Genomic DNA, 12,704 nt, shown 5'->3' on the forward strand with positions numbered 1-12,704 from the left:
CCCCTACTTAAAGCGCATCAACCAAACGCGATAGAAAGCCTCAAGCACGATTTTTAAAGACATCTTACTTTGACCCACCCGACGATCTTCAAAGACAATCGGAGACTCGGCCCCTTTGAAGCCCTTTTTCATGGCTTTGTATTTAAGTTCGATTTGGAAGCTATATCCGTTGGACTCGACACTTGAAAGATCAATCGCGTGTAAAACTTCTTTTTTCCAAGTGTTAAACCCACCGGTCCAGTCATTGAGCGGGAAGCCCAAAATCAGACGCGCGTAAATACCGCCACCGCGAGAAATAATCTTACGAAGAATTCCCCAGTTCACTGTTCTTCCACCCGCGATGTAGCGAGAGCCTACCGCAAAATCCGCATGATCAAGCTTTTGTAATAAGGGCCCCAAATCCTCTGGACGATGAGAAAAATCCGCGTCCATTTCAGTGATCACGTCAAATCCATGATCCATGCCCCAACGAAAACCTGCAATATAGGCTTTCCCTAATCCTTGCTTTCCCGGACGAGAAAGGAGGTGCAATTGAGGAAGATTTTTTTGCATCTCACGAACGATGGCCCCGGTGCCGTCTGGAGAGTTGTCATCAACGACTAAAATCTCTACACCCAGATTTTGCGCAAAGATCGCCGGAATGATATTTTGAATATTTTCTTTTTCATTATACGTAGGGATGACAACTAGTTTTTTCATGCCCCCTTAACCTGTCATAAAGAGGGGCTAAAGTCTATCACAACGTGCGCGAGAGAAGCTTTCCTTTGCCCTTTGTGCTGAGCGCTTCGGCTTTTTTGGCAGATATCGCCGGCAGATTCAGAGGCTTGGCAAGCATATACTTGGTGTCTACTTTGCGCAGGTCCAATTGTGCCTTGACTTTTTCAGCAGCGACTTCGGGATGCTTAAGATATAAAACAGGATCAAAACCGCACTGGCGACACACCACCGACAAGCGCCAACGGATCTTGACGAAAACTTCTGCAAACGCCGCGCATACGACAAAGACGATAAATACACGCGGGTCATATTGTTGCCAAATCGCGAACATGAACACCACGGAGGCTAAGGCACTGGCTAAGATATTTGCAAAAGAAATATTCTTCTTGCGATAAATGCGACGAGGCGACCGGCAAAAGGCGCAGTAACAATTGTGCTTATGTTGAAAAGGAAATGACATATATCTAGTGTGCCGGAAATGAGGTCTAGAACGAAAGATGAATTTATGAAAAACGACAAACTCTTGATACGATCAAGATATGCAAATACCTAAATCAGTCTTATTTGTTCTAGCCATTTCCTCAGCCCTTTTCACTTCTACCTTAGTCCAGGCCGCCTCCGACAATCAAGGCGACTACCAAGAAGTGAGTTATGACGATCTTCTTAATGAACTGAGTGCGAAAAAGCGGGCCGTCACAAAAACGACCAAAAGCGACTTAGATGAAGTGCGCCTTCACGCCGGGATTGGGTACGCCAACTCATTCACCAATATTGCCACCCAAAATCAAAACTTCAATCGCCACGCTGCCGGGATTCAGCTTTCTGTCGGCATGGATCTTTTCTCTCCGAATTGGTATTCCGAAGGGGTTTTTCGTAATTACGGACAAAACTCTTCAGGTTCCGAGGAGTTTTCTTTGCGCGAAATTGATTTAAAAATTGGCTATACCAATAAGCTTGAAAGCATCTGGTCTTACACTTTGAGCTCGGGCCTTTCCAATCGCTTTTTAAAATTCTCGGACGCAAATACGGCCATCAACGTGGACGAAACGACTCCGTCCCTTGTTATTTCCACAGGCTTTATGGGACAGATTCACCGCAATTTGTCGATTGGCGCCGAAGTGGGGGCGCGCTCTGCTTTAGTTAATCGCACGGCCGATAAAAACTCTTTTGATTTTGCATTTCGTTTGACCACATCCCTATAATGGGATGTGGATTTCTTACGTCGCCCCGATCGCATTCATTTCGACCTTAAGCCCAACTGCCTTTTAACTCGTTGGCCTGTCGTTTTTGTCACGGGCCCAAGATCGCTATTTTACTTTCGCCGTTATTGGAATCTATATCCTATTTTTCTTGCCGAACATGGCTATGAAGTTTTCACCGTGCACCTACCGTGGCGATCCTCTGCGGCTCGACGCAAATACATGCAAGCCTTCTTAGAAAAACATAAAAACAAGAAATACCATTTCGTGATGGACTCCATCACTGCTCACGAAATGCAGGATCTTTTCGTCGGCACATCCACCGCCACCAGTGTCACAGAGTTATTAAACGCGGGCGCCACCACGAAGCTTCATGGATTTCAATTTCAACCCTTAGAAATGACGGTATGTAAGCAAGCTCCCGGCATCTTATTGAAATTTTCTTTTTGGCTGCATCAGAAGTTAATAGAAAATCCTCAAAGCCCCACCCTAGATACACTGGGGGCTCTTGAGGATTCGACGTTTGATAATTCTCGCCTTCTTTTATCCCACATGCAAAAGCTCGCGGAAGAAGACTATCAAGAAGACGCTACTTTATAGCTTGCGATTTCAAGCGGAGGCGTCTTCACCCACGAGGCTTTTGAGCCCAGAACCTCAGACTCTAAATTACCAATAATGCCGTTGAGATGATGCGATTCTTCGCAAAGATCTTTGGATGATGATGTCACCCTCTCAAGACCTTGTTGATTTTTCATTGATTCCGATTCGATATCATTTAAAGCCACCGAAATCTGATTGATCCCCGCACTTTGTTCGCCGGACGCCGTCGCGATTTCTTGAATCAAAGTATTTAGCTTTTGAATGTAGTTCATGATTTCTTTTAACGACGTGCTGGAACGAACCGCCCCGTCTTTACCATGGTCAATGATTTGCACGTTGTCATTCACAAGTTCATGGATTTCTTGGGCCGCTTGCGCACTCTTTTGGGCTAAAGCTCGCACGGCTTCGGCCACCACCGCAAATCCTTTCCCTTGTTCCCCGGCCCGTGCCGCTTCCACCGAAGCATTGAGTGCCAACAAGTTTGTCTGGAAAGCGATATCGTCAATGATCGAAATCGTTTCAACAATTTTTTTACTAGAAACCGCGATGTCATTCATGGAAGACAACATCGTTTCCACCTCTTGACTGCCAATTTGGGCCGACTGATGAGTCAGCTTGGCTAAGTCAGAAGCCTGGCGAGAATTTTCCGCCGTGGTTTTAATCATGCTGTTGATTTCTTCAACTGACGCCGCAGTTTCCTCAATGGCCGCCGATTGCGACGTCACCGAGTCATTCACCACCAAGGCGGTATCTTGAAGTTGGTTGCCGATATTCAACACCGAGGTCGAAAGATCACGCAATCTAAACACGGACTTCAAAATGCGCTTAATGCTTCCACTGACTGAAACACCGACCACGATCGAAAATAAAATGGCAACAAAAAGAGCCAAGCCTGCAGAGTAAAGCGAAGAGCTGCGGTGGGATTTTAAGCTTGTTAAACGTTTATTTAAAAGAACATCCAATTCGGCCACCGACTGATACCACGATTTGTAACTTTGATCTAGGTTGGCAAAACCAGCCAGAGCAAACTCATCTTCCTTAACTGGCTCCCCGCGCGAAATTTTATCTAGCAAGGACGTAAATGCGTCCGTGGCTTTTTGCAGATCACTGACGGCCATCGGGATATTTTGCTGCAAGGAGGGACTGGGCTCATAAAAGTTCTTATCTTCATTCAAAGAGGTCTGACTGTCGGCCGCGATACGGGCCATGTCGGATTCTTTTAAAAGGGCCGAATAAAGAGCGGCTTGAATACGAACAGCTTCCGTTTGGGGTGACGCAAAAAATTGTGCACGGTTGGACAGAATCGTTTGCAGACGATCTTGCATTTGCGGCAAGGCCAACAAAGTGATGTCCATGATATAGTAACTGTCCAAATCTGGATCTAAGATCAAGTTCGAGGTATCACCTAAATGAGCAATACCTGTTTTGATCGCCCCGATCGCGTTATCCCAATCTTGGGCTTTGATGAATTTTTCTAGATCGGCCACGTTATCGCGTTTTCTTGACGACAACCCTTCAGCCGTAAATTGCAGATCGGGACCGACCTCGGCCAACACTTTTTGAAAGGCCGAAAGCTTTTCATCCAACTTATTACTTTGAGTGGGTTTAAGCTTTGCCATCACCACTTCATGCAAAAGCTCTTCGTAAGGAAGCTGCAAGCGATTGCCTAAGGCTTCTTTTTCCCCAAACTCGATGTTCCCGGTTTCTGATTTGTACATCAGAAAGGTCAGGACCACGATCGGAACCGAAAATACCAAAACATTCAAAAATAACCTAATTCCCAAAGGGAGCTTTTTCATGCCGTACTCCAAAGATAAATCCTAACCACATATCGAGATTTCTTTAGATTTGCTCGAGTCCAGAGGCCCAGACCTTCATCTGGTTTTGTTAAGATTTATTCATTACAATGCAAATTAAACTTATATTTGTATAAACAAGACCTCGACTCATAGACCTTGCGCAAGGACCTAAGCCCATGCTGAAATCTAATTTATGAATGACTATCGTGACGTGACACCTCGCCAACACACTGAAACTGTTAAGCATGTTTTTCGCTATGTGGTTGATTACCTCCGCCACCCTGTTGAAAAAATAAAAACTCTTCCGGACTGGAATTGGACCGTTTTATTAATCACGTTAATAGTTATCAGCATGGCTTCGGGTGTGATCACCGGTCTCGTTCCTCCCAGCTTTTTTCGAGTCATCGGTGGCATTATTATCTCGCCCATCGTGGGGGTGGTGACAACGGCCGTGGGTTCATTGACGATTTACTATTACTTTCAAGTCTTTGAAAAGCGCACGTGTTCGCTGCGCAAGATCTTTACTTTGCTTCTTTTTGCCAATATTCCATTTTTCATTTTTCAAGTAGGCTCGGAAATCATCCCACCGATCACTCTTGTGGGTTTTGCTTTTACCGCATTGCTCATGGCGGTGGGACTGACTGAAAACTTTCAGATGGATAAACGCCGTGCTTTAAGACTGGTGACGATTCTTTTTGCCATCGTCTTTATCATCTGGCTGTGGAACCGCATTGACATTTCACGCATGGATCGTTTTTAAGAAGCGCGCAGCCACTTTTCAAGTTTCATGAAAGTGTCCTGCGCGGCTTTAACGGCCAAGGCTCTTTCTTCGTTGGACAAGACATGGGCTTGCAGTTCTTTTAAAAATCCCTGCCACATTTTTCCCGTCATGGCGCCATAGCCATTAAAGAAATGACAAATCTCTTGGGGAAATCCCATTTTATGCAAATGCGCCGTGATCACCTGCCCACCCAGGCTAGATCCTTCAATCACATACAAGCCACCATAAAGTTCAGGCCAAGAACTGTATCGCGGCAAATCTGCACATCGCGGTAACGCGGCAAGCGTTTTATCGTCGTGAAAATAAGAAAGATCTTTTTGCAAAGACGGGGTTCTTTTTCGCAAAGGCATTTCTAGATTTTTAGTCTGCTGCGAAAAGGCGTCGGAATGAAGCTGCTCTAAGGGGCTATAAAAACCCCAAAACTTTTCCAGCAACTGACGATAGGCTTGGATCTCAATCTGGGGAAATAAAGGCATCGCCCCTTCAATAGATTTATGGTTCGCAGCGGTGGCTTCCCTTAATTGGGTTAAGATCATGACGGGCGCCCTTTAAGACTTTCCGTCAGCATGTCAATGGCCCCTTTTTTTACCAAAGCCGAATCGAACAAAACTTCCTTCATAAAGGAAACTCCATCAAGTTCATGAGAGCTCCAAGGGATGGACTGATTTTCAATTTTTTCTTGCCAAGATTCGAATGAGGCCCGGGGGTTGATCTGTCCGGAAAAATTTTTCTTTTCAAGGCTTTTAACAGGGTCTCCTCCCCAAGTGATCATGCGCACCTGCTCAGGGCGGAAAATCATTAAAAGAGAGTCTTCTTTATCGTGAATTCGCACCGCTAAAACCCCACAAGCCATCTTAAGTTTGCTGGCAATATCGGGCATGATAGTGGTCAAACTATTGATCGCAAAAACTTCTTTTTCTGTCTTTTTCATCTCATCGATGATTTTAGCATACAGATCTTTAAGTAAAGAACCAGCAGGAACCAATCCCGAAATATCTTGAGTTTGCGCATTGCAAATGGCAACGCCTGTCGCATTAAAAGTTTCCATTAGTAAAGCATGTTGCTTTAAAAGGCCCCCCAAGATGTCTTTAGAAATTAAAGTCATCTCAATAATCTTGCGCAAACGAGCATCAAAAGAGGACCTCAATAAGTGCCCCTCAAGATCCTCCATCAAAGTGGCTTGCGATGAAACAACATCGGCAATCGCACAACAAATGGCGCGATGGGCGTTGGTCATGGTAAACGGTTTTGAACTATGGCAAGCAATAAGACCCCATAAGGAGCCTTTGACAATCACCGCAAACGACATGGAGCCTGCGACCCCCATGTTTTTAAGATACTCGATATGAATCGGAGAAACCGACCGCAATCGAGAATCACTGAGATCCCAAACCTTCCCTGTTTCTGGATTTTCTTTGGGCTCAATGGCCGAAATGTGACCTTGAGAATCCGTGATCAAACGCACTTTATTTCTTAAGTAAAGGTCCCGCGCAGGCTTAGGGATATCCGACGACGGAAAACGATGATAAAGAAAGGAATGACTTCCCATCACGCGATCTTCGGCAATGACTTCACCATGCCAAGAAGGAGGTAAAAATCGATACATCATCACGCGATCTATGCCCGCCACTTGCCGAATATAGCGGCATGCAACGCTCGTCAAATCCACCACCGTGCGGGCCTCTTTAACCTCGGCCATAAAGTCTTGCAGAACATTTTGAGACTCGAAGAATTCGGCAGATTCACGCAAAGGTTCAAATTCTAATCCGAAGTAGTTTCCGCTGGAAAACATGTACACGTCAAATTTTGACTTGCCGATGGGGGTCGTCAAGTACATCCCCTTAGATCGCCAAGGGTGCTGCTTTTGAAGGGCCAGAATGTTCTGCACAAATTCTTCGGGCAAAACGTGCGAAAGTTTTGCGCCTAGAATATTTCTTTGTCCTAAATCCAGAACGGCCGCGACGTTTTTGGAAATCGCTTGAATCCTTTCGTCGGCGGAAAACATCATGAGGGCCCCATGACCTTGGACCGCCCCGGAAAGATGAATCTGCTCGTTATTACATTCCTGAAGATCGCCAATACGTAGACTGATTTCCGGCATTACTCACCCTTCCCTTTAAGATGCAAGGACCACCGAGATAACATTTCTTTTAAAACATCAATGCGAATAGGTTTCGTCAAATAATCATTCATGCCCGCCTGCAAACACTTTTCCGCATCTCCGGACATCGCATTGGCCGTGAGGGCGATAATAGGCAACTGCGAAGGAATAGTGGGATCTTTGCGAATCATGCGCGTCGTTTCATACCCGTCCATACCCGGCATTTGCACATCCATCAATACCACATCGATAGGATTGGCTTTAAGAACTTGGATGGCCTCAAGCCCTCGGCCTGCTGGGTACACCTTGTGACCCAAGCGTTCGATAAACAAGCGAATGACATTAAGACTTTCTTTATTATCATCCACCGCTAAAACATGAAGCTCTGTGGGGTCATCCAAATCTACGCGCATCAGTTGCTGACGACGTTGTTTAGCTCTGATTTCTGATTGGGCCGCCGAATGCAATTTTACCGAAAACCAGAATGTACTGCCATGACCCTCTTCACTGTCAAAGCCCATGGTTCCTTTCATCATCTCCGCAATCTGACGAGAAATCACCAGTCCTAAACCTGAACCTCCAAAACGTCGAGAATGTCCAGATTCCACTTGCGAAAACTTCTGAAAAATCTTGCCGTGATCTTGTTTTTTAATTCCGATGCCGGTGTCTTTGACTTCAAAATAATATTCTTTTTCACCGGCAAAATCATAGTATCCCGGGCGCACCGTGACGGTGACCTGGCCCTTGTCCGTAAACTTTAAAGCATTACCAACGAGGTTTACAAGCACCTGACGCAAACGCCCCGGATCCCCAACCACGAGCTCTTCACTTGGAAAGTCCATGGCCAATTCCAGCGCAATCCCTTTACTGCTAGCGCTACTCTCAAACATCCGAACGGACTCTTTAACGAGTTCTCGCAAATCAAATGTTTCGGCACTCAGTTTGATTTTACCCGACTCGATTTTACTAATATCCAGAATATCTTCGATCAGCGACAACAACGCCTTGCCGGAACGATCAATACTGCCCACAAACTCTTTCTGATCTTCATCTAAATGCGTTTCTGAAAGAAGTGTCGACATTCCCAAAACAACGTTTAAAGGCGTGCGCAATTCATGGCTCATCGAAGCTAGGAAATCACTTTTTGCTTCGTTCGCAACTTCGGCCGCTTCTTTAGCAATGCGCAAGTCATGCTCAATCACCTTGTGGGCGGAAATATCTTTACATAAGACCGCCACACGATCCACACCATCAGAAACGACCGAGGAACGCAAAGGCACCACGGTGTATAAAAGATAAAGCTCTCGGGTGCCAGCAAACCAATGATCTTCAAAGGTCACACTTTCATTGGTATTTAAGGCATACTCAAACATCTCATAAAGACGGGTCACGCGCTCTGGGGCCCGCGTTTGGCTTAAAGGACGGCCCAACAAAGGCCCTTCACTTTTTAGGATCTCTTCGGCAATCTTATTAAAATACTCCGGCACAAACTCGTTCTCTTGACGATGTAAAATCACCGCCATATCCGACGTATTGCCTAGAATCGTAGAAAAAATGGCTTCCTTTTCCAACAATCGATCGGTTTGGGTGCGATAATCCGTGATATCAAAACCGATGGCTTGAATTTCTAGGACCTCACCCGAGGCATCAAAGATTCCTTTTAAAATCCAACGAATCCATCTAGCCACGCCGTTTTTACGATACACGCGGTATTCTGATTGCATGATCGGTTGGCGAGTTGAGATCGATGAAAGATCCCCTTGCACCTTGCCCATATCATGACGAGGTAAGAAGTTCTGAAAGAAAGAACCTTCCACGCTGCGACCTGCGTCTGAGAAATGAACCTCAAAAAGATTGTTGGCATAAATCAACTCCCCTGAAGGCGTCATCCGGCAGACAAAGACAGCTTGATCTTCAATCAGAGCTTTATAACGGGATTCACTTTCCGCCAGTTGCGCCTGCATTTCCGTCTGCGCCGTGATATCCACCGCGATCATGCCGATCGCATAAGGCGTATCTTGTCGCCCTTCGTAAAGTGGAAATCGGCTGGAATAAAGCACCCGCTTTTTTCCATGACGATCTAAAACATCTTCACTTTGTCTTAAAGGATCTCCGCGGAACATGACCTCTAAGTCCGCCTTGCGCATGGCACTTGCCATAGCATTGTCGAACAAATCTTGATCCGTGCGTCCCAAAACCTGATCCATAGAAAGATTGAAAAATTTTAAAAAGGTCGAATTCACCATCAGGTAACGTCCATGCGGATCCTTCATGCTGACCGGGCCAGTGAAACTTTCTAAGATCGCTCGCAGCTGAGTTTCACTGCGTTGAAGTTTTTGACGAGTTTTGGTGATAGCCGTTTCATCGATGAACACCAACGTGGCTCCCACGATTTTACGATTTTCATCGTAAAAAGGCTGGCAGCGCATTTGATAAACCGCATTCGCACCTTCACAAACAGTTTCAGATGTTTTTCCCTGTTCAATAGCTTCATTGACGTGTTTCTGAAAGTCCGGCAGCTCCAGGTAGGCTGAAACTTGAGCCAAAGATTTACCAATATGAGAGGTGTTTAAAGCGAAGATCTTTAGGACTTCCTGATTAAAGCGAACCACCTGTCCGGATTTATCGACAACGACCAAACCCGCCCCAATACTTTCTTGAATGTTTTCCAAGCTGGTATTGGTTTCACGAAGCTGCTGACTTTTCATATTGAGTTCTTCGTTCACCGTGGTCAGCTCTTCATTACCACTTTGCAGCTCTTCATTGGTGGTCTCTAACTCTTCATTGGTGGATTGCAGTTCTTCATTGGCCGATGAAAGCTCTTCGTTTAATGATTGCAATTCTTCATTGGCTACGCCCAACTCTTCGATCACCGTCTGAAGGTGTTCGCGAGTTGCAAAAAGTTCTTGCTCCATCTCTAAAACATGAGACGGCAACTCGTCCGCCGACAACGAGCGGCCGGCCGGAGCCGTCGACACATCTTCTCGGCGCGATTCAAAGCTGATTAAGAACAAAGAGTTCCTTGCGTCTCGAGAACTTTCTTCTGACATCATGCGCACGGCCATGCGAAACTGGGTCTTTTTACCCGAAGAAGTGTACCAATGACTAAAATGGATGTTCATATCATCGGTGGCTCTTTTTAAAAGCATCGGCAATTCTATGCCCACCTGTTTTGGCAGAAGACTGATTAAACGGGAATCAGACTGAGAAGCAGAAAAAGAAGCAAATTCCGAGATATCCCCTAGGACTTGGACCATGTTAAGATCCTTATCTACAATCACCCCGCTGTGACCATAGTCTCTCAGTATTCTTAATAAACCCTTTTCTAAAAGCGAAGGTCCATTGGACTCGGGCCTGCGCCGTGCCGGGATGAACTCTGCCTTAGAGGTTGTTGAAAATCGATTCATCTGCAAACTTGAAGCGACGTCATTCTTTTTATAGATTTTTAATTTTTTATCGAAGGTCTCAAAAAAAGTACTATCACTGCCCGGAGATTCCGATTTTCCTAAACACAAGTAACCAGAATTTGTCAGGGCAAAGTGAAAGATCTCAAGGACCCGTTTTTGTAATTCGGGTTCAAAATAAATAAGGACATTTCGACAAGTCACTAAATCCAAACGAACAAAGGGTGGATTTTGAATCATGTCTTGCTTAGCAAAAACCACCATATCACGAATACGTTTTTGCAATTCGAATCGTCCATCGGAAAGTTTGGTAAAATATTTCCTTAAATAATCCTTAGGCAAGGCTAAGAGTGAATCAGAATCGTAAACCCCTTTACGTCCTTCGGCGATAGCATCTTGATCTAAATCCGTCGCAAAGATTTTTACGGGGACGTTGCGATGAATCTTTTCCAAAGCTTCGCACGCCAGAATCGCCAGAGAGTATGCCTCTTCACCGGTCGCACATCCCGCGACCCAGATACGCAAATCTTCCCCGGCACGTTTGGTGGAGATCTGAGTTTCCAGAATTCGTCCCAGTTCTTCAAAAACTTCCGCGTCCCTAAAAAAACTTGTCACGCTGACCAGAAGCTCTTGAGATAAAATGCCCACTTCGCCGGGGGTCCGTTTTAAATACGCTAAATATTCGGACAAAGACTTACAGTGTACCTGCAGCACCCGACGCCACAAACGACGCTGCAAAGTGGAGGGTTTGTACTGAGAAAAATCACTGCCCGTTTTATCGATAAGAATTTTTAGGCACTCTTTCCATTCGGGCGTATTTAACAAGTCGGCTTTTCGCTCTTGAATATGCTCTTCAATCAAGCTCGCCAAGGTTCGACCCATTTCATCAGGCGACAGAATCACATCCACGCAAGCGGTATCAATCGCTGCCTGAGGCATCCCATCATATTTCGCCGAAAAGCCATCTTGGGCCAAGGTCAAACCACCCGCGTGATGAATCGCTCTGATCCCTTCAGATCCATCAGATCCCGTTCCTGAAAGGATAATACCGACACCGTTCTCTCTCCAAAACTGACCTAAAGAAATAAAAAACGTGTCAATAGATGGAATGGGTCGTTTATCAATATCTGATTCTTCCAGAAACAAAGATTTATCATCGACGCGGATATTCATATTCGGTGGAACGATGTAAATATGGCCTTTTTTTAATCGCGCTTCGTGAGTGGCCGCGATAACGGGAATCTTGCTTTGCTTTGCAAGAAGCTCTACCAGCATGCTTTTACCATGGGGTGCTAAATGCTGAGCCACTATCAACGTGTCTGAAAAGTCTTTTGAGATATTAGAAATAAGAGATGTCAACGCCTCAAGACCGCCAGCTGAAGCGCCCACTCCAATCAGTCTTTTCGGGGAATTTTCCACGGGTGTTTTACTGGGCATTCACGATCCTCCGAAACGAAGCCTGGGGACAACTTTATCAGACTTCCGGCGCAGAGTCTCGGTATATACGCACACAGTCCCTCTTCTGCCTTTGGTCAATTTCGTGGATGTAATTTAAAAGTTTTTTGTAGAAATGCAAAAAAATAAAAAAGATGGCGTTTGCCATCTTTTTTTTAAACTTGCTTTGCTTTATCCGAACTTAAATCTAAGCGCGACCCGTAGAGCCAAAACCGCCCGCACCGCGAACAGTTTCTGAAAGATCCCCCACCACTTCAAATTGCGCTTGGTAAACCGGGGCAATCACCAACTGCGCACAACGTTCTTGATCGTTGATCGTCACCGCTTCCGTCCCCAGATTGATGATGATCAACTTTACTTCGCCGCGGTAATCCGCATCGATCGTTCCGGGAGTATTTAAAACCGTGATGCCGTTTTTAGCGGCAAAACCACTGCGCGGACGAGCTTGAATTTCAAAGCCCAATGGAATTTCAAAAGAAAGACCCGTTGGGATCATCGCGCGTTGACCCGGGTTTAAAACCACCGGGGACGCCAGCTGCGCGCGCACATCAAAACCACTTGCGCCCACGGATTGATATTGCGGAAGCTCGCCATTGAAGTTTTCTAATTTTTTGATTTTAACGTTCACTTTTTGCATCTTCAAATTTC

10 protein-coding genes are annotated in these 12,704 nt (G+C 45.5%); 3 read left to right on the forward strand and 7 right to left on the reverse strand.

Going from position 1 to position 12,704, the window contains the following annotated elements:
- Positions 1–3 precede the first annotated feature (3 nt).
- Positions 4–699, reverse strand: a complete 696-nt coding sequence (locus tag AZI86_RS11925) for a polyprenol monophosphomannose synthase (protein ID WP_061835412.1) — start codon at positions 697–699, stop codon at positions 4–6.
- Positions 700–736: 37 nt separating this feature from the next.
- Positions 737–1,177, reverse strand: coding sequence for a hypothetical protein (locus AZI86_RS11930; RefSeq protein ID WP_061835413.1), 441 nt, complete (start codon positions 1,175–1,177; stop codon positions 737–739).
- 79 nt (positions 1,178–1,256) lie between these two features.
- Here AZI86_RS11930 and AZI86_RS11935 point away from each other — a divergent pair, with 79 nt between their 5' ends.
- Positions 1,257–1,919, forward strand: a complete 663-nt coding sequence (locus tag AZI86_RS11935; RefSeq protein WP_061835414.1) for a hypothetical protein — start codon at positions 1,257–1,259, stop codon at positions 1,917–1,919.
- Positions 1,920–1,925: 6 nt separating this feature from the next.
- Complete coding sequence (locus AZI86_RS11940; protein ID WP_061835415.1) at positions 1,926–2,516, forward strand: hypothetical protein; 591 nt, start codon at positions 1,926–1,928, stop codon at positions 2,514–2,516.
- Here AZI86_RS11940 and AZI86_RS11945 read toward each other — a convergent pair.
- Positions 2,495–4,315, reverse strand: a complete 1,821-nt coding sequence (locus AZI86_RS11945) for a methyl-accepting chemotaxis protein (protein WP_061835416.1) — start codon at positions 4,313–4,315, stop codon at positions 2,495–2,497. The two genes, AZI86_RS11940 and AZI86_RS11945, sit on opposite strands and share 22 nt — an antisense overlap.
- A gap of 193 nt (positions 4,316–4,508) precedes the next feature.
- Here AZI86_RS11945 and AZI86_RS11950 point away from each other — a divergent pair, with 193 nt between their 5' ends.
- Entirely contained in the window at positions 4,509–5,075 is a 567-nt protein-coding gene (locus AZI86_RS11950) for a Yip1 family protein (RefSeq protein WP_061835417.1), read from the forward strand.
- Here AZI86_RS11950 and AZI86_RS11955 read toward each other — a convergent pair.
- The 4 genes from AZI86_RS11955 to dut form a co-directional block, all read right to left on the reverse strand.
- Complete coding sequence (locus tag AZI86_RS11955) at positions 5,072–5,632, reverse strand: biliverdin-producing heme oxygenase (protein WP_061835418.1); 561 nt, start codon at positions 5,630–5,632, stop codon at positions 5,072–5,074. The two genes, AZI86_RS11950 and AZI86_RS11955, sit on opposite strands and share 4 nt — an antisense overlap.
- Entirely contained in the window at positions 5,629–7,197 is a 1,569-nt protein-coding gene (locus tag AZI86_RS11960) for a GAF domain-containing protein (RefSeq protein WP_061835419.1), read from the reverse strand. The genes AZI86_RS11955 and AZI86_RS11960 overlap by 4 nt, the downstream gene beginning before the upstream one ends.
- Positions 7,197–12,038, reverse strand: coding sequence for a CheR family methyltransferase (locus AZI86_RS11965; protein ID WP_061835420.1), 4,842 nt, complete (start codon positions 12,036–12,038; stop codon positions 7,197–7,199). The genes AZI86_RS11960 and AZI86_RS11965 overlap by 1 nt, the downstream gene beginning before the upstream one ends.
- A gap of 205 nt (positions 12,039–12,243) precedes the next feature.
- Positions 12,244–12,693 (reverse strand): dUTP diphosphatase, encoded by a 450-nt coding sequence (dut, locus tag AZI86_RS11970; protein WP_061835421.1) that lies wholly within the window; start codon positions 12,691–12,693, stop codon positions 12,244–12,246.
- Between the last annotated feature and the right edge of the window lie 11 nt (positions 12,694–12,704).

Source organism: Bdellovibrio bacteriovorus, assembly GCF_001592735.1.
In the GTDB taxonomy this organism is placed as follows: Bacteria; Bdellovibrionota; Bdellovibrionia; order Bdellovibrionales; family Bdellovibrionaceae; genus Bdellovibrio; species Bdellovibrio bacteriovorus_D.